General features: G+C 72.1%; 13 protein-coding genes and 1 pseudogene. 8 read left to right on the top strand and 6 right to left on the bottom strand.

The features are described 5' to 3' along the window. Positions 1–102: 102 nt before the first annotated feature. The gene (locus ACSU53_RS23895) at positions 103–969 is read right to left on the bottom strand and encodes a glycerophosphodiester phosphodiesterase (RefSeq protein WP_437030835.1); all 867 of its coding nucleotides are present in this window, start codon (positions 967–969) and stop codon (positions 103–105) included. A gap of 288 nt (positions 970–1,257) precedes the next feature. On the opposite strand from ACSU53_RS23895, the gene ACSU53_RS23900 reads away from it, so the two are divergent. From ACSU53_RS23900 to ACSU53_RS23925, 6 genes are all read left to right on the top strand, one after another. Continuing rightward, entirely contained in the window at positions 1,258–2,118 is an 861-nt protein-coding gene (locus ACSU53_RS23900) for an MHYT domain-containing protein (protein ID WP_437030837.1), read from the top strand. 72 nt (positions 2,119–2,190) lie between these two features. Further along, entirely contained in the window at positions 2,191–4,332 is a 2,142-nt protein-coding gene (gene uvrB, locus ACSU53_RS23905; protein WP_437030839.1) for an excinuclease ABC subunit UvrB, read from the top strand. A gap of 202 nt (positions 4,333–4,534) precedes the next feature. Continuing rightward, a complete protein-coding gene (locus ACSU53_RS23910) occupies positions 4,535–5,113 on the top strand; it encodes a TerD family protein (protein WP_437030840.1) in 579 nt (192 codons plus the stop codon). Positions 5,114–5,180: 67 nt separating this feature from the next. Further along, positions 5,181–7,175: a TerD family protein gene (locus ACSU53_RS23915; RefSeq protein ID WP_437030842.1), complete on the top strand. Its 1,995-nt coding sequence runs from the start codon at positions 5,181–5,183 to the stop codon at positions 7,173–7,175. 287 nt (positions 7,176–7,462) lie between these two features. Then, entirely contained in the window at positions 7,463–8,473 is a 1,011-nt protein-coding gene (locus ACSU53_RS23920; protein WP_437030844.1) for a TerC/Alx family metal homeostasis membrane protein, read from the top strand. A 285-nt stretch (positions 8,474–8,758) separates the two neighbouring features. Beyond that, positions 8,759–9,859 (top strand): calcium:proton antiporter, encoded by a 1,101-nt coding sequence (locus ACSU53_RS23925; RefSeq protein ID WP_437030846.1) that lies wholly within the window; start codon positions 8,759–8,761, stop codon positions 9,857–9,859. A 51-nt stretch (positions 9,860–9,910) separates the two neighbouring features. On the opposite strand, the pseudogene ACSU53_RS23930 reads toward ACSU53_RS23925, so the two are convergent. Further along, a pseudogene (locus tag ACSU53_RS23930) lies at positions 9,911–10,037 on the bottom strand (LD-carboxypeptidase); the annotation flags it as partial. 230 nt (positions 10,038–10,267) lie between these two features. Here ACSU53_RS23930 and aroQ point away from each other — a divergent pair. Next, a complete protein-coding gene (gene aroQ, locus ACSU53_RS23935) occupies positions 10,268–10,741 on the top strand; it encodes a type II 3-dehydroquinate dehydratase (protein ID WP_437030848.1) in 474 nt (157 codons plus the stop codon). A gap of 377 nt (positions 10,742–11,118) precedes the next feature. Here the strand turns inward: aroQ and ACSU53_RS23940 are convergent, their stop codons facing one another. Together ACSU53_RS23940 and ACSU53_RS23945 are read right to left on the bottom strand one after the other, a co-directional pair. Continuing rightward, positions 11,119–11,775, bottom strand: a complete 657-nt coding sequence (locus tag ACSU53_RS23940) for an MBL fold metallo-hydrolase (RefSeq protein WP_437030850.1) — start codon at positions 11,773–11,775, stop codon at positions 11,119–11,121. Positions 11,776–11,864: 89 nt separating this feature from the next. Further along, a complete protein-coding gene (locus ACSU53_RS23945) occupies positions 11,865–12,551 on the bottom strand; it encodes a maleylpyruvate isomerase family mycothiol-dependent enzyme (RefSeq protein WP_437030852.1) in 687 nt (228 codons plus the stop codon). A 222-nt stretch (positions 12,552–12,773) separates the two neighbouring features. Here ACSU53_RS23945 and uvrA point away from each other — a divergent pair, with 222 nt between their 5' ends. Further along, on the top strand, positions 12,774–15,818 hold the full coding sequence (gene uvrA, locus ACSU53_RS23950; protein WP_437030854.1) for an excinuclease ABC subunit UvrA: 3,045 nt from the start codon (positions 12,774–12,776) through the stop codon (positions 15,816–15,818). Between the two features lie 97 nt (positions 15,819–15,915). Here uvrA and ACSU53_RS23955 read toward each other — a convergent pair whose 3' ends face one another. Together ACSU53_RS23955 and ACSU53_RS23960 are read right to left on the bottom strand one after the other, a co-directional pair. Further along, entirely contained in the window at positions 15,916–16,824 is a 909-nt protein-coding gene (locus ACSU53_RS23955) for a carbohydrate kinase family protein (RefSeq protein WP_437030856.1), read from the bottom strand. Further along, complete coding sequence (locus ACSU53_RS23960) at positions 16,821–18,119, bottom strand: LacI family DNA-binding transcriptional regulator (protein ID WP_437030858.1); 1,299 nt, start codon at positions 18,117–18,119, stop codon at positions 16,821–16,823. Before ACSU53_RS23960 ends, ACSU53_RS23955 begins: the two co-directional genes overlap by 4 nt. Positions 18,120–18,151: the final 32 nt, after the last annotated feature.

An 18,151-nucleotide genomic window follows, 5' to 3' on the forward strand; every position in this document is an offset into this window, starting at 1 on the left:
CCGACAACCCGGTCGCGACGGTGGCCCCGCCACCGGCACCCCGGTGTCCCGGGGCCGGCGCCACGCGCGGCGGGGGGTGCCGGGGCGGCGTCCGCCGCGGCGTCAGCCCACCGCGTCCCGCACCACGTCCGGGTGGTTGCTGATGATGCCGTCGACGCCGTAGCCGGCGACCCGCCGGGCGGCGGCCGCGTCGTTCACGGTCCAGGTGAGCACCTCGAGCGGCGAGCCGTGCGGGCCCCGGAAGGACTGCACGGCGGAGACGTAGCCGCTGGTCAGGGACGCGTGCGAGGGGTTGATCTGGTCGGCGAAGGCCGCGTACCCGGGCAGGTCGCCCACCGGGGGCGTGCCGAGCAGCCCCGTCCGCACCGCGGGCCGCAGCTCGTGGACGGTGCGCACACTGGCCGCGCTGAAGCTCTGCACGATCAGCCGGTCCGTCACGTGCTGCCGGTCCAGCCAGCCCTCGTTGGCGAGGACCTTCAGGGTGTCCTGCTCGATGCCGGGGTACAGCTCCGGGTTCTTGATCTCCAGCAGCAGGTTCTGGCCGTTCCGCTCCACCCGCCGCACGAACTGCTCCAGCGTCGGCACGCGCGTGCCCCGGTACGACGGCGAGAACCAGCTGCCCGCGTCGAGACGGGCGATCTCCGCTGCGGTGAAGTCCTTCACCTTCCACGGCGACCGGCCCGGGAAGACCTCCTCGGCGTCGGTGGTGCGCCGCAGGTTGTCGTCGTGGACGACCACGAGCGTGCCGTCCTTGGTGCGCTGTACGTCGTTCTCCACCCACTCGATGCCCAGCGCCGCCGCCCGGTCGACGGCTGCCAGCGTGTTCTCCGGCGCGTAACCGGAGGCCCCCCGGTGGGCGACGACCACCGGTGTGCCGCCGTCGGCGGCGCCGGCCGGTGACATGGGGAACAGGAGGGCGGCGGCTCCCAGGAGTGCGGTGATCGAGGCGGCGAAGGGGCGCGCGTGCATACGTACTCCTCACGTCCAGCAATCGGAACGTCACGGACGGTTCCACTGTGACACCGGAGGGCCAACGCGAAAGGGGCACAGGATGGCCACACGATGAACGCGACTTCCCCAACTCCGCACACCACCGGCCCACAACTGGGGCGAGGGCGTGTTTCTTTGCCGGAAAGTCGTTCGACCATTCCGGTGGGGGTCATACTCTCTGCGTCTACCCTGGCCGCCGGTGCGGTCCTGGGAGGGGGGTCGTATCAGGAGTTCCAGGGTGAAACAGAGGCGGGAAGGGCACCGCGCATGCAAGGCACCGTCGACGGCTTCAACTACGGCCTGGTCACGCCGCTCGTGGCCTACCTCATGGCCTGCCTCGGCGGCGCCCTGGGGCTGCGCTGCACGACCCGGTCCCTGACCGCCTCCCGGCACCGGCGGGCGGCCTGGCTGGCGCTGGGCTCGGCCGCCATCGGCTCGGGCATCTGGACCATGCACTTCATCGCCATGATGGGGTTCACCATCGAGGGCACCCCGATCCGCTACGACGTCCCGACGACCTTCGCGAGCCTCGCCGTCGCCGTCGTCATGGTCGGCATCGGCACGTTCATCGTCGGTTACCGGGGAGCGGCCGGCACCGCCCTGTTCACCGGCGGCACCATCACCGGGCTGGGCATCGCCTCCATGCACTACCTGGGCATGGCGAGCATGCACCTCGACGGGACGCTGGAGTACAACACCCTCCTCGTCGCGGCCTCCGTGCTCATCGCCATGGCCGCCGCCACTGCCGCCCTCTGGGCGGCCGGACAGGTCAAAGGCTTCCGGTGGAGCGTCGGCGCCGCCCTCGTGATGGGCCTCGCCGTCACCGGGATGCACTACACCGGCATGGCCGCCCTGGAGGTCCACGTCCACGGCAGCACCGCTCCCGCCACGGGCGAGTCCGCGGCCACCCTGCTCGGCCCGATGCTGATCGGGCCGCTGGCCTTCCTGGTCCTCCTCGGCCTGCTGGTGGTCCTCGATCCGCTGGTGATCACCGGCGGCCCCGCCCCGGTGCGCGAGCGCCGGCCCGGCATCCCCGCCCACCCGGACCTGCACCACTCCCCGGCGCGCCACCGGCCGCGCGCCCGCGGGCCCGTCGAGCACCGGTCCCGCACCCCGCAGAAGCGCTGACCGGCGGCGGGAAGGCCGCGCGCGAGCGCCGGCCGGGACCCGTTGTCAGTGGCGGGTCGTACCGTTGATGGCATGCGGCCCGTTTCCCACATCGAACGCACGGTGGCGCCCTTCGAGGTCGTCAGCCCCTACCAGCCGAACGGCGACCAGCCGGCGGCGATCGCCGACCTCGCCCGGCGCATCGAAGGCGGCGAGAAGGACGTCGTGCTGCTGGGTGCGACCGGCACCGGCAAGTCCGCCACCACCGCGTGGATGATCGAAAAGCTCCAGCGCCCCACCCTGGTGATGGCGCCGAACAAGACGCTGGCCGCCCAGCTGGCCAACGAGTTCCGCGAACTCCTGCCGAACAACGCGGTCGAGTACTTCGTCTCGTACTACGACTACTACCAGCCCGAGGCGTACGTCCCGCAGTCGGACACCTACATCGAGAAGGACTCCTCGATCAACGAGGAGGTGGAGCGGCTGCGGCACTCCGCGACCAACTCGCTGCTCACCCGCCGCGACGTCGTCGTGGTCGCCTCGGTGTCCTGCATCTACGGCCTGGGCACGCCCCAGGAGTACGTGGACCGCATGGTCCCGCTCCGGGTCGGCGAGGAGATCGACCGGGACCAGCTGCTGCGCCGCTTCGTCGACATCCAGTACACGCGCAACGACATGGCCTTCAGCCGCGGCACCTTCCGCGTCCGGGGCGACACCATCGAGATCTTCCCGGTGTACGAGGAGCTCGCCGTCCGCATCGAGATGTTCGGCGACGAGATCGAGGCGCTGTCCACCCTGCACCCCGTCACCGGCGAGATCGTCAGCGACGACCAGCAGCTGTACGTCTTCCCGGCCTCCCACTACGTCGCGGGCCCCGAGCGCATGGAGCGCGCGGTCAACGACATCGAGAAGGAGCTGGCCGAGCGCCTCACCGAGCTGGAGCGCCAGGGCAAGCTGCTGGAGGCGCAGCGGCTGCGCATGCGCACCACCTACGACCTGGAGATGCTCCGCCAGATCGGCACCTGCTCCGGCGTCGAGAACTACTCGATGCACTTCGACGGCCGCCTGCCCGGCTCACCGCCCAACACCCTGCTGGACTACTTCCCGGACGACTTCCTGCTCGTCATCGACGAGTCGCACGTCACCGTCCCGCAGATCGGCGCCATGTACGAGGGCGACGCCTCCCGCAAGCGGACCCTCGTCGACCACGGCTTCCGGCTGCCGTCCGCCCTGGACAACCGGCCCCTGAAGTGGGAGGAGTTCCAGGAGCGCATCGGCCAGACCGTCTACCTGTCGGCCACCCCCGGGCAGTACGAGCTCTCCCGCTCGGACGGCGTCGTCGAACAGATCATCCGCCCCACCGGCCTCGTCGACCCGGAAGTCGTCGTCAAGTCCACCGAGGGCCAGATCGACGACCTGGTGCACGAGATCCGCACCCGCGTCGAGAAGGACGAACGCGTCCTGGTCACCACCCTCACCAAGAAGATGGCCGAGGACCTCACCGACTACTTCCTGGAGCTCGGCATCCAGGTCCGCTACCTGCACAGCGACGTCGACACCCTGCGCCGCGTCGAACTGCTGCGGGAACTGCGCAGCGGTGAGTACGACGTCCTCGTCGGCATCAACCTGCTCCGTGAGGGCCTCGACCTGCCCGAGGTGTCCCTGGTCGCGATCCTGGACGCCGACAAGGAGGGCTTCCTGCGCTCCGGCACGTCCCTGATCCAGACCATCGGCCGGGCTGCGCGCAACGTCTCCGGGCAGGTCCACATGTACGCCGACAAGATCACCCCGGCGATGGAGAAGGCCATCGACGAGACCAACCGCCGCCGGGAGAAGCAGATCGCGTACAACCTGGAGAACGGCATCGACCCCCAGCCGCTCCGCAAGAAGATCAACGACATCGTCGCCCAGATCGCCCGCGAGGACGTCGACACCGAGCAGCTGCTCGGCACCGGGTACCGCAAGCAGCGCAAGGACGGCGGCGGCACCAAGGCCCCCGTGCCCGCCCTCGGTAGCGCGGCGGCCAACGGCGCGAAGGCGGCCAGGGGCAGGGCCGGGGCGAGCGTGCCGACGGACCGTCCCGCCGCCGAGCTCGCCGAGCAGATCGAGGAGCTCACCACGCGGATGCGCGCCGCCGCCGCGGACCTGCAGTTCGAGATCGCGGCCCGGCTGCGCGACGAGGTCTCCGAGATGAAGAAGGAACTGCGCCAGATGCGCGAGGCGGGCCTGTCCTGACGGCCCCGTGACGGCGCCGGCCCGCCACCGCGCGCGGCCGGCGCACCTCGCCCACCCGCCCGTCCGGGGGCGGGCACGGGCTGTGTTGCAAGACCGACACAAAGTCCGGGCCAGGGTACGTCGCTGTCAGTGTCCCTGCGTAGGGTTCTCGGCAACCGCGGCATTCGCGGCAACAGGGGACGTCCGAGAGGGGAATCAGCGCGTGACCGTCAACATGACCAAGGGTCAGGCCATCAGTCTGCAGAAGAACGACGGTGGCAGCCTGAGCGCGGTGCGCATGGGTCTCGGGTGGCAGGCGGCCCCCCGTCGCGGCCTCTTCGGCTCGCGCACCCGCGAGATCGACCTGGACGCCTCCGCCGTCCTGTTCGCGGACAAGCAGCCCGTCGACGTCGTCTTCTTCCGCCACCTCGTGAGCGACGACGGCTCGGTCCGCCACACCGGCGACAACCTCGTCGGCGGCGTCGGCCAGGGCGGCGACGACGAGGCCATCCTGGTCGACCTGTCCCGCGTCCCGGTCCACATCGACCAGATCGTCTTCACGGTGAACTCCTTCACCGGCCAGACCTTCCAGGAGGTGCAGAACGCCTTCTGCCGTCTGGTCGACGAGACCAACGGCCAGGAGCTGGCCCGCTACACGCTCGCCGGCGGTGGCGCCTACACCGCCCAGATCATGGCCAAGGTGCACCGCTCGGGCACCGGCTGGACGATGACGGCCCTCGGCAACCCGGCCAACGGCCGCACCTTCCAGGACCTGATGCCGGCGATCCTGCCGGTCCTCTAGGTTCCGGTGCCGGGGCGGCGGGCCCCGGCGGACCACACCACACACGCGACACAGGGGGACGAGGGCGATGACGGCCGAGCTGGTGCGGGGACAGAACCATCCGCTGTCCCGGTCCCGTCTGGAGGTCCGGATCTCGGCCGGCACACCGGTCGTGGCCGCGGCCGCACTGGGCGACGACGACGGACGCATCCACGGCGCGGACTGGGTCGCCCACCCGGGCGCACCCACCCGGCCCGGTCTCGAAGTGTCCCGGCAGGCCGCCGCCGACCACCGTCTCGCGGTCGACCTGGACGCCCTGCCGGACGCGGTGCACCGCGTCAGTGTGCTGCTCTCCCTGCCGGCCGCGGGCGGCGGCCCGGGACCGGCCCGGTTCGGCGCCGTGGCGGCGCCCTTCGTCGCCGTCACCGGGCTGGACGGCGCCGAGGTCGCCAGCTACACCATCACCGGTCTGGACAGCGAGTCCGCGGTCGTCGCCCTGGAGCTCTACCGGCGGCAGGGCGCCTGGAAGGTCCGCGCCATCGGCCAGGGATACGCCGGCGGACTCGCCGAACTCCTCGCCGACCAGGACCTGCCCGAGGCGCGGGACCTGGCGGCCGACGTGCACCGGGCCATCGCCCAGGGGCTCGCCCGCTCCGTGCAGGCCCCGCCGCCCCGCTCTGCGGAGGGCGGCCGGTCCCGGCAGGCCGCCGCCCCCGCGCTCGGTGCCGACCAGAGCGGCACGGCCTCCCCGGGCGCCTCCGGCCCGGCCACGCCGTCCTACGGCGACCGGCCGCAGCCGGGGGAGCCGCAGCCCGCCTACGGGAGCCCCGCCGACCCGGCCGACCCGGCCCCGGCGGGCGGACCCGTCGACTACCGCCATCCGCGGCGGCAGCACGCCGCCCCGCCCCCGCCGCCCCCCGCCGTCCCGCCGTCCCGGCCTGGGGAGCCGGCGCGTCCCGTGGCCGGCGACGCGACCGGCTGGTCCCTGGACGAACGGCTGTACAACCAGGTCTGGGGCATGTTCGAGGACCTGGCGCGCACCACGGCCGCCTACCGCAGCGCGGTCGACTTCGCCGAGTCGCGCAGGGACAAGGAGCTGGAGCAGGTCCTGTCCGACCCGCGCAGCCGCATCGGCGGCCAGGCCGACGCCGCGCGCGAGGCGGCCCAGGCCCGCCGGGACGACCTCGTCGGCCAGGCCCGTGAGGTCCTCGACCGGGACCTCGCCCAGCTGATCGCCGAGGCCGAGGTCGTCGAACCGGCGCTGCCCCCGGCCTTCGCGCGCTGGGACAGCCCCGTGTGGCAGGCCTACCGGGTGCCGATGGAGATCCCCATGGCCCTGCGCCTGGGCGACCTCCACCTCCCGGAGGCCGACGGGGTGCGCATCCCGATGCTGCTCCGGCTGCCCCTGGAGCGCGGCCTGTGGATCGACAGCGGACGCACCGGAGGGCTGGACGAGTCCTTCGCCGACGCGCACGACCTGCGGCGCCTGGCCGTGGAGACGGCCGTGGCGCACGCGGCCCGGCTGCTCGCCGTCTACCCGGCGGGCGAGTTCACGGTGCACGTCGTCGACCCGGCCGGTTCCGGGGCGCCGGCCCTCGCCCCGCTCACCCGGTCCGGGGCGCTCGCCGCTCCGCCGGCGCAGGGTGCCACCGGGGTGACGGACGTCCTGGGGCGGCTCACCCAGCGGGTCGACCTGGTGCAGATGGCGCTGCGGGCAGGAGCCCCCGACTCGCTGCCGCCCGGCTTCGACACCTCCCAGCACCTGCTGATCGTCAACGACTTCCCGCACGGCTTCGACGACCGGGCCGTCAACCAGCTGCGGTACCTCGCCGACGAGGGCCCCGCCGTGGGAGTGCACCTGATGATGGTGGCCGACCGCGAGGACGCCGCGGGGTACGGGCCGCTGCTCGATCCGCTGTGGCGGGGACTGCTGCGGCTGACGCCGGTGGCCGACGACCACCTCGCCGACCCGTGGGTCGGGCACGCCTGGACCTACGAGCCGCCGGTGGTGCCGCCCGGCAGCGCGGTGCTCGATCAGGTGCTCGGCCGGGTGACGCAGGCCCGGCGCTCCTGGAACCGGTGAGCCGGCGAAGGCCCGTGGGACGACCGTCACACAGCGGCTGACCTGGGCCTTTGGATTTTCTTTTACTCTGCTCTTTACCAATCCTTGGTGATGCCGGTACTGTTCAACGCACGGAGGGGAGTACTCCCCATCTGTGCGGTGACCCCGTCAGTACGGATCAGGCCAGATCCCGGGGCGTCGGCCCGGACCTCGTCGAGCGCTGTGGAAAGCGCCGGAGTTCCGGGTGGAAGAGACCTCCGGCAGCGACGACGCTGACTCTTGCCGTGAACGTATCTGCCGGAGGCGCAGTGGATGTTTCCGTGACCCTGTGGGTCCTGACGATCGTGGGCCTGGCGGCCCTGATCTCGGTCGACTTCTTCATCGGCCGCAAACCGCACGACGTGTCCATCAAGGAAGCCGGGATCTGGACGGTCGTCTGGATCGTCCTGGCCGTGCTCTTCGGTGTCGGCCTGCTGGTCTTCGGCGGCGGACAGCCCGCCGGCGAGTTCTTCGCCGGCTTCATCACCGAGAAGTCGCTGAGCGTCGACAACCTCTTCGTCTTCGTCCTGATCATGGCGAAGTTCGCGGTGCCCTCGCAGTACCAGCAGCGGGTGCTCCTCGTCGGCGTCCTGATCGCCCTGGTCCTGCGGGCCATCTTCATCGCCGCCGGCGCGGCGATCCTCGCCAGCTTCTCCTGGGTCTTCTACATCTTCGGTGCCTTCCTCATCTGGACCGCCTGGAAGCTCATCCAGGAGGCCCGCGCCGACGAGGAGGACGAGGAGTTCGAGGAGAACAAGCTGCTCAAGGCGGCCGAGCGGCGCTTCGGAGTCGCCGACCGCTACCACGGCACCAAGCTGTGGATCGAGCAGAACGGCAAGCGGGTCATGACGCCGATGCTCGTCGTCATGCTCGCCATCGGCACCACGGACGTGCTGTTCGCGCTCGACTCCATCCCCGCGATCTTCGGCCTGACCCAGGACCCGTACATCGTGTTCACGGCGAACGCGTTCGCCCTCATGGGACTGCGGCAGCTCTACTTCCTGATCGGCGGGCTGCTGAAGAAGCTGGTCCACCTCTCGTACGGCCTGTCCGTCATCCTCGGCTTCATCGGTGTGAAGCTGGTGCTGCACGCGCTGCACGAGTCCGGCGTCCACGTACCGGAGATCAGCATCCCGGTCTCCCTGGGCGTCATCTGCTCCGTCCTGGTGATCACGACGATCACCAGCCTCCGGGCCTCCCGCAAGCTGGCGGAAGCCGGCGCCGCGAAGGACGGCAGCGGCGACCAGGACAGCGGCGACAAGGACAGCGTCGGCGCCTGACCGCACGGGACCACGCCGGGAGCGGCGGCCGCGACGCGGCCCGCCGCTCCCGGCACCGGGCCGTCCACCGGGCCGTCCACCGGGCCCGGCCCTCACCGAGCACGCCCCACCGCATCACCCGGCGCCCCCGCGGGCGGCGCCCTGCGAACCACCACCCCCGACACGTACAGGAGGCCATGCGCCCTCATGACGGACCCCGAGGCGACCAGGACGGCGGAACGGACGGGTGCTCCGGGCGCCGGTGACCGGAGTGCGACGGGTCCGGAGGTCTGCGACGATCGCGGCATGAGCGCTCGGATCAGGTCGCTCGCGACGCGGTGGACGATCCTGGTCCCGGTGCTGGCGGCCGTCCTGCTCGTCCTCACCTGGGGACGCGACCTGCCCGGCTTCGTCGTGGGCGTGGCCACCGCCGTTCTCGCGGGCTCCGTCCTGGCGGCGGTGCACCACGCGGAGGTCGTCGCCCACCGGGTCGGAGAACCGTTCGGCTCCCTGGTCCTGGCCGTCGCCGTCACCGTCATCGAGGTGGCGCTGATCGTCACCCTGATGCTCGACGGCGGCGACAAGAGCGCCACCCTCGCCCGGGACACCGTCTTCGCCGCGGTGATGATCACCTGCAACGGCATCATGGGGCTCAGTCTCCTGGTGGGGTCGCTGCGCCACGGCACGGCGGTGTTCAACTCGGAGGGCACCGGAGCCGCCCTCGCCACGGTCGCCACCCTGGCGACCCTCAGCCTGGTGCTGCCGACCTTCACCACCAGCCAGCCCGGACCCGAGTTCTCCACCGTCCAGCTGACCTTCGCCGCGATCTCCTCACTGGTCCTCTACGGCCTGTTCGTGGCCACCCAGACCGTCAGACACCGGGACTACTTCCTGCCCCTCACCCGGCAGGGCGAGGTCATCTCGGGCGAGGAGCACGCCGAGGCCCCGTCGAACCGCACGGCCCTGATCAGCCTCGGCATGCTGGCACTCGCCCTGGTCGGAGTGGTCGGCCTCGCCAAAGGGGTCTCCCCGACCATCGAGTCCGGGGTGGACGCGGCCGGGCTCCATCACGCCGTCGTCGGTGTGATCATCGCCCTGCTGGTGCTCCTGCCCGAGACCATCGCCGCGGTCCGCGCCGCACGCCGTGACCGCGTGCAGACCAGCATGAACCTGGCGCTCGGCTCGGCGATGGCCAGCATCGGCCTGACCATCCCGGCGGTGGCCCTCGCCTCGCTGTGGCTCTCCGGCCCGCTGGTCCTCGGCCTCGGCAGCACCCACATGGTGCTGCTCGCGCTGACCGTCGTGGTGAGCGCCCTGACCGTCGTGCCGGGCCGGGCCACGCCCCTGCAGGGCGGGGTGCACCTGGTGCTGTTCGCCGCCTACCTGGAACTGGCGCTCAACCCGTAGCCCCCGTGGCTCCCGGTGGACCTCCGGGAGCCACGGGAGAACGCCCGGCCCTCAGTAGGTGACCGTGATGCGCCGGGCGGGCCCGTCGACGCGCGCCGTGCCCCCCGTAGGGGATCACCAGCTGCGGATCCGTGTGCCCGAGGTCGACGTCGAAGGCCACCACCGTGTCGGGCGCGTACGTCCCGCCGCAGACCCAGCTCGAACGGGAGCGGGAAGACCCGGGAGGCCGGAGGAGGGCGACACCACGGCCACCCGGTCCCCCGGTACGGGCTTCGGCGGGTACACGGGGTCGATCATGGGCCGAGGGTAGACCGCGACGGAGCCCCCGCGCACCGTGATAGACCGGGTCCACCGGCGGGCCCGGCCGGACCGCCCGCCTCATGCCGAACGGACCGGAGGAACCGAACCGTGCCCCGCACCCTGGCCAACGCCCCGATCATGATTCTCAACGGCCCCAACCTGAACCTGCTCGGACAGCGCCAGCCGGAGATCTACGGGTCCGACACGCTCGCCGACGTCGAGGCCCGGTGCGCGGCGGCGGCGGCCGCGCACGGTGGCACGGTGGACCTGCGCCAGTCCAACCACGAGGGCGTGCTGGTGGACTGGATCCAGGAGGCGCGGCTCGGCCACTGCGGGATCGTGATCAACCCCGGCGCCTACTCGCACACCTCCGTCGCGATCCTGGACGCCCTCAACGCCTGTGACGGACTGCCGGTGGTGGAGGTCCACATCTCCAACATCCACCGGCGCGAGTCGTTCCGGCACCACTCCTACGTCTCGCTGCGGGCCGACGGGGTCATCGCGGGATGCGGTGTGCAGGGGTACGTGTTCGCCGTCGAGCGGATCGCCGCCCTCGCCGGTCCCGCGCTGGCCGAGGCGTGACCGGTCCGGGGGAGGGGAGCCGAGGGGGAGGAAGGGCCCGGCCTCCGGGCACGCACCCCTGACACCACGCCCCCCCGACCTGCGACCCGGTCCGCGCGGCATGCTTCCCGGCGGTGAGCCGTCCGGTGACCCCGCCCGGAGCCGCCGGCCGAGGGCGGGGACGAGGACCGGCGGCCCGACCGCCGGGAAGCCGGCCTCCCGAGCGGAACGTCACCAGTTGACTCCGCTGGGCCACACACCGGGAGCGCGTGCGGGGCGAGAAAGCGTGCGAACCGTTCACACGGGGTGTGCGCCGGCCCGGGGCGTTCGGTCGTGGCGCTCGGACACCGGTGGCCGGGTGTGCCCCGGCGGTGTGCGCGTCTCACCAGCCCCGTGCGTCACCAGCCCCGTGCGCGCCACTCCGGCAGGTGCGGGCGCTCGGCGCCCAGGGTGGTGTCGTTCCCGTGGCCGGGATAGACCCAGGTCTCGTCCGGGAGCACGTCGAAGATCTTGGTCTCGACGTCGTGGATCAGGGAGGCGAACGCCTCCGGGTCCTGGCGGGTGTTGCCGACCCCGCCGGGGAACAGGCAGTCCCCGGTGAACACGTGCGGGTGCCCGTGCGGGTCGTCGTAGACGAGGGCGATGGAGCCCGGCGTGTGTCCGACCAGGTGCCGGGCGGTGAGTTCGACCTGCCCGACCCGGACCGTGTCGCCGTCGTCGAGCAGCACGTCGGTCGGCACCGGGATGCCCTCGGCGTCGTACCGGCCGGCGTGGGTGCGGGCGCCGGTGGCGGCCACCACCTCGGCGAGCGCCTGCCAGTGGTCCCCGTGCCGGTGGGTGGTGACGACCGCGGCGATGCCGTCGTCGCCGATCGTGCCGAGCAGCGTCTGCGCGTCGTTGGCCGCGTCGATCAGCAACTGCTCGTCGGTGGCCCGGCACCGCAGCAGATAGGCGTTGTTGTCCATGGGGCCGACCGCGACCTTGGTGATCATCAGGTCCTTGAGTTCGTGCACGTCGGCCGGACCGCCGACCGTCACCCGACCGCTGTACGTCATGGCCGTCAGCCTATAGCGCACGGCCCGCGCGGTCGCCCCCGCACATCGTCGGGGAGCGCACCGCGCGGGCCGCACGCGGGCACGGCGGGTTACAACGGGGGCAGCACCGGGAGCGCGCCGTCCTTGACCGTCAGCCCCGACCCGTCGCGCCGACCCGCGAGCCAGCCCATCAGGTCGGCCGGGGCCCCCTCGACGGTGACCGGCACGTCCCCCGTGCCGCCGGTCGTCCAGGAGCGGCCGTCGGCGGTCCGCAGCCGGGTGGCGGGCACGTCCGGGTGCCCGCGGAACCGCTCGGTCAGGAAGTCGATCTCCCGCTCGGTGAAGTCCGCGGGGAGATCCTCCAGTTCATGGCCGATGCCGAGGTCCACGTGGTGCAGGGCGACCTCGACCCAGCGCCGGAAGGGCAGGCGGGCCGCCCGGTCCGTGACGCCGTTGCGCAGTTCGACCGTGCGCTCCCAGTCGGACTCGGCCGCGCACAGTTCCTGGAAGCGGGCCGCGCTCTCCCGCACGTCGGCGAGCTGGTCGGCGAGCGGACGCGGGGCGTCCCGCTCGATGTCGGCCTCGCGTGTCTCGGCGGAGGCGTACATGGGGCGCCCCTGGAGAACGTTCACCAGGGCGTCCGCGTTGCGCGCGAGATGGGCCAGCACGTGGCCGCGGGTCCAGCCCGGCAGACGTGACGACTGGGTCACAGCGGCGTCGTCCAGTGCGGCGACGTCGCTCAGCAGCCGTTCGGTAGCGGCTTGTAGGGACGCCAGGTCATGAGCGTGATCATTCATGGAGCTGACACTAGTCGGGCCACACCTTCGGGTGAAGATGACAGGAAGCCGCCGTTATTCGAATGCACGTGCTATAAGGTCGTCGGTGGCGTCGGGCATGCTGGAGAGTCGGGGATTGTTGTCAACCCGTGAATCCGACCGGCGTTGTCAGTGGCTCCCCCTAGTCTGAGAAAGACGGGGGCCCCGCCCCTGTCACTTCTCTCAAGAAAGGTGCGGACCGGCGTGGCCGACCGTCTCATCGTCCGTGGAGCGCGCGAGCACAACCTCAAGAACGTCTCGCTCGACCTCCCGCGCGACTCGCTCATCGTCTTCACGGGCCTGTCGGGGTCGGGCAAGTCCTCGCTGGCCTTCGACACCATCTTCGCCGAGGGGCAGCGTCGCTACGTCGAGTCGCTCTCCTCGTACGCCCGGCAGTTCCTCGGCCAGATGGACAAGCCCGATGTCGACTTCATCGAGGGTCTCTCCCCGGCGGTCTCCATCGACCAGAAGTCGACCTCGCGCAACCCCCGCTCGACCGTCGGCACCATCACCGAGGTCTACGACTACCTCCGCCTGCTCTTCGCGCGCATCGGCAAGCCGCACTGCCCCGAGTGCGGCCGCCCCATCTCCCGCCAGTCGCCGCAGGCCATCGTCGACCGGGTCCTGGAGCTGCCGGAGGGGAGCCGCTTCCAGGTGCTGTCGCCGCTGGTGCGCGAGCGCAAGGGCGAGTTCGTCGACCTCTTCTCCGACCTCCAGACCAAGGGCTACTCCCGCGCCCGGGTGGACGGCGCGACCGTCCAGCTGTCCGACCCGCCCACCCTGAAGAAGCAGGAGAAGCACACCATCGAGGTGGTCGTCGACCGCCTCACCGTGAAGGACAGCGCCAAGCGCCGCCTCACCGACTCCGTCGAGACCGCCCTCGGGCTGTCCGGCGGCATGGTCGTGCTCGACTTCGTCGACCTCCCCGAGGACGACCCCGAGCGCGAGCGGATGTTCTCCGAGCACCTGTACTGCCCGTACGACGACCTGTCCTTCGAGGAGCTGGAGCCCCGCTCCTTCTCCTTCAACTCGCCCTTCGGCGCCTGCCCGGAGTGCACCGGCATCGGCACCCGCATGGAGGTCGACCCGGAGCTGATCGTGCCCGACGGGGACAAGAGTCTCGACGAGGGCGCCATCCACCCCTGGTCGCACGGCCACACCAAGGACTACTTCGACCGCCTGGTCGGAGCCCTGGCCGACGCGCTCGGCTTCCGCACCGACATCCCCTTCGCGGGCCTCCCGCAGCGCGCGAAGAAGGCCCTGCTGCACGGTCACAAGACGCAGGTCGAGGTCCGCTACCGCAATCGGTACGGCAGGGAGCGCCGCTACACCACGGCGTTCGAGGGCGCCATCCCCTTCGTCAAGCGCCGGCACAGCGAGGCCGAGAGCGACTCCAGCCGCGAGCGCTTCGAGGGCTACATGCGCGAGGTGCCGTGCCCCTCCTGCGAGGGCACCCGCCTCAAGCCGGTCGTCCTCGCGGTCACGGTCATGGGCAAGTCCATCGCCGAGGTCTCCGCGATGTCCATCAGCGACTGCGCGGACTTCCTGGGCGAGCTGAAGCTCACCGCCCGTGACAAGAAGATCGCCGAGCGCGTGCTGAAGGAGGTCAACGAGCGACTGCGCTTCCTGGTCGACGTCGGCCTGGACTACCTCTCCCTCAACCGGGCCGCGGGCACCCTGTCCGGCGGCGAGGCCCAGCGCATCCGCCTGGCCACCCAGATCGGCTCCGGTCTCGTCGGCGTGCTCTACGTCCTGGACGAGCCCTCCATCGGACTCCACCAGCGCGACAACCACCGGCTGATCGAGACCCTGGTCCGGCTGCGGGACATGGGCAACACGCTCATCGTCGTCGAGCACGACGAGGACACCATCAAGATGGCCGACTGGATCGTCGACATCGGCCCCGGCGCCGGTGAGCACGGCGGCCGGGTCGTGCACAGCGGCTCCCTCAAGGAACTCCTGGCCACCGAGGAGTCGCAGACCGGCCAGTACCTGTCGGGCCGCAAGGCCATCCCGCTGCCCGACGTCCGGCGGCCGCTGGACCCGTCCCGCATGCTCACCGTGCACGGGGCCCGCGAGAACAACCTCCAGGACATCGACGTGTCCTTCCCGCTGGGTGTGTTCACCGCGGTCACCGGCGTCTCCGGCTCGGGCAAGTCGACGCTGGTCAACGACATCCTCTACACCCACCTGGCCCGTGAGCTGAACGGCGCCCGCAGCGTGCCCGGACGGCACACCCGCGTGGACGGCGACGACCTCGTCGACAAGGTGGTGCACGTCGACCAGTCGCCCATCGGCCGCACGCCCCGCTCCAACCCGGCGACGTACACCGGCGTGTTCGACCACGTCCGCAAGCTGTTCGCCGAGACCACCGAGGCGAAGGTCCGCGGCTACATGCCCGGCCGCTTCTCCTTCAACGTCAAGGGCGGCCGCTGCGAGAACTGCGCGGGCGACGGCACCATCAAGATCGAGATGAACTTCCTCCCGGACGTGTACGTCCCGTGCGAGGTCTGCCACGGCGCCCGCTACAACCGGGAGACCCTGGAGGTCCACTACAAGGGCAAGTCCATCGCCGACGTGCTGAACATGCCGATCGAGGAAGCCATGCACTTCTTCGAGGCCGTCCCGGCGATCTCCCGCCACCTGAAGACGCTCAACGACGTGGGTCTCGGCTACGTCCGGCTCGGCCAGGCCGCGACGACCCTGTCCGGCGGCGAGGCCCAGCGCGTGAAGCTGGCCAGCGAGCTGCAGAAGCGCTCCACCGGCCGCACCGTCTACGTGCTGGACGAGCCGACCACCGGCCTGCACTTCGAGGACATCAACAAGCTCCTGAAGGTGCTGTCCGGACTGGTCGACAAGGGCAACACGGTCATCGTCATCGAGCACAACCTCGACGTGATCAAGACCGCCGACTGGATCGTCGACATGGGCCCCGAGGGCGGCTCCGGCGGCGGTCTGGTCGTCGCGGAGGGCACGCCCGAGGAGGTCGCCGCCGTACCGACCAGCCACACCGGCAAGTTCCTGCGGGAGGTCCTCGGCGCGGACCTGGTCAGCGACGCGACTCCCGCCCCGGCCCGGCGCAAGGCGGCGGCGAGGAAGACGGCCGCCGCGTCCGCGAGCGGCCGGACGGCCACCGTCAGGGCGACCAAGCCGGCCAGGGCAACCGCGGAGGCGGCGGCGCAGGCCGAGCCCGCGAAGCCGGTGAAGAAGACCGCGGCGAAGCGGACGACGCGGGCCGCCAAGGCCTGACCGGCGGACCACCGCCCGCCGGCACCGCACGCATGCGCGCCCCGTCCCGAGCTTTCCGGGACGGGGCGCGCATGCGTGCGGGGCCGGGCCCTTCGGTTCAGCCGCCCAGTTCGTGGGCGTACGGCGGTTCCGCACCCGCCCGGGAGCAGGTGACCGCCGCCGCGCGGGCGGCGAAGCCCAGCAGTCCCGTCCAGCCCTCGGCACCCAGCCCGGCCACTCCCGTGTCGCTCAGTGCTCCCCGGGCCGCGAGGCCGTGCAGCAGGGCGGCGTTCACCGTGTCGCCCGCACCGATGGTGTCCACCACCGGCACCCGCTCGCCCGGCACGGCGTACTCGCCGCCGTCCCGGGTGAAGGCGACCAGTCCGTCACCGCCCCGGGTGACCACGACCGCGGCCGGCCCGGCCGCCAGCCACTCCCGCGGGTTCCCTCCCAGCCACGTGGCGTCCTCCTCGGACAGCTTCAGCAGCGACACCGACGGCAGCCAGCCGCGGAACCGGGCCCGGTAGGCGTCGGCGTCCGGAATCAGCCCCGGCCGGATGTTGGGGTCGAGGGCGGTGAACACGCCCCGGGCCGACGCCGCGCGCATCAGCTCCTCGTAGGCCCCGGCGCCCGGCTCCAGCACCAGGGAGCAGGTGCCGAACGACACCGCCCGCGTGCCGGCCGGCAGGGCCTCGGGCGCCGTGAACAGCCGGTCGGCGGTCCCCTCCACGTAGAACGAGTACGCCGCCGAGCCGTCCGCGCCGACGGTGGCGACGGCGAGCGTCGTCGGCTCGTCGCCGCGCTGCACCGCGGACACGTCGACACCCGTCTCCCGCAGCCGGCCGAGCAGCGCTTCCCCGAAGGCGTCACGGGAGACGCGCGAGCAGAAGGCGGTGGGGGATCCGAGCCGCCCCAGCGCCACCGCCGTGTTGTACGGTCCGCCGCCCAGCGCGGGGGTCAACGGCGCGAGGGCGCCCGTTCCTCCCGGTACCAGGTCGATCAGTGCCTCACCGGCTACGACGATCACGAGGGGTTTCCTTTCCGGGAAGCGGGGGCTGTGTCACGGGACGTGCGGGGGCCGCGGGGAGCGCGGGACGCACCGGCCTCGCGACCGCCGGGTGCACGGCAGGAGCGGGGCCGGTCGACGGGGGTCCGCTCCTCCGGTCCGTCCGGGCAGCCGCACGAGGTGCGGTGCACGAAGGTGCACGGCAGCCGCACGGTCCGTGCGGGGGCGTCCGGTGCGGCGAGGCGGTCCAGGAGCACCTCGACCGCGCGGATGCCCATCTCCCTGCTGGGCTGCGCGATCGCGGTGAGCCGGGGGGAGAACAGATCCGCCCAGGCGAAGTCGTCGAAGCAGCACAGTGCGAGGTCGTCGGGCACGGCCAGGCCGTGGGTGCGCAGGGCGCGCAGGGCCCCGATGGTCATGGCGTTGTTGGCGGTGACCAGCGCGGTGGGGGAGGAGCCCGACGCCAGCAGCCGCCCGGTGGCACGCTCACCGCCCGCCGACTCGGAGTCGCCGTGCACCAGCAGCCGTTCGTCGAACGGAAGTCCGGCCGCCGTGAGTCCGTCGCGGTAACCGGTGATCCGCTCGTCGGTGGTGCTGAGCCCCGGCAGCCCCGCCACCATCCCGATGCGGCGGTGGCCGAGGCCGGCCAGGTGGGTGACCAGGCGGGCGGTGGGCTCCGTGTTCTCGGCGCACACCTGGTCGAAGCGCGGCCCGTCCTGGGCGGAGCCCGGTCCTTCGCGGGGGAGGACCGGCCCGTCGCCGACGACGCTCCGGCCTCCCGGGGGCGCCCCGTCGCCGATGACGCTCCGGCCTCCCCGGGGCGCCCCGTCGCCGCGTGGTCCGTCGTCGGGTGCCTGCCCTGCGGGCGGGGCGACCAGCCGGTCCAGGAACACCGCCGGAACGCGGTGGCGCGTGAGGTGGTCGACCAGCCCGTGCGGGCGGGGCGACGGGGCGACGATCACACCGTCCACCCGGCGCTCGTGCAGCAGCCGGGCCGCCCGGAGCTCGTGCTCCGGGTCGTCGTGCGGGTCGGCGATGAGCAGGCTGTAGCCGTGCTCCAGGGCGGCGGCCTCGACGCCCTGCAGGATCTCGGTGAAGTACGGGTTGCTGATCGCCGAGACCGCCAGCCCGATCGAACGGGTCCGGGACGTCACCAGGGAGCGGGCCAGCGTGTTCCGGGTGTAGCCGAGTTCCTCGACGGCGTCCTGGACCGCCTGACGGGTGTGGGGGAGGACCGGGCGGGTGCCGTTCAGGACGTGGGAGACGGTCGCGACGGAGACACCGGCCCGCCGTGCCACGTCTGCCATGGTCGCCATCGCGGTCCTCCTTCTCCGTGTCCGGGGACGGA

Source organism: Streptomyces sp. enrichment culture, from assembly GCF_964273255.1.
GTDB lineage: Bacteria > Actinomycetota > Actinomycetes > Streptomycetales > Streptomycetaceae > Streptomyces.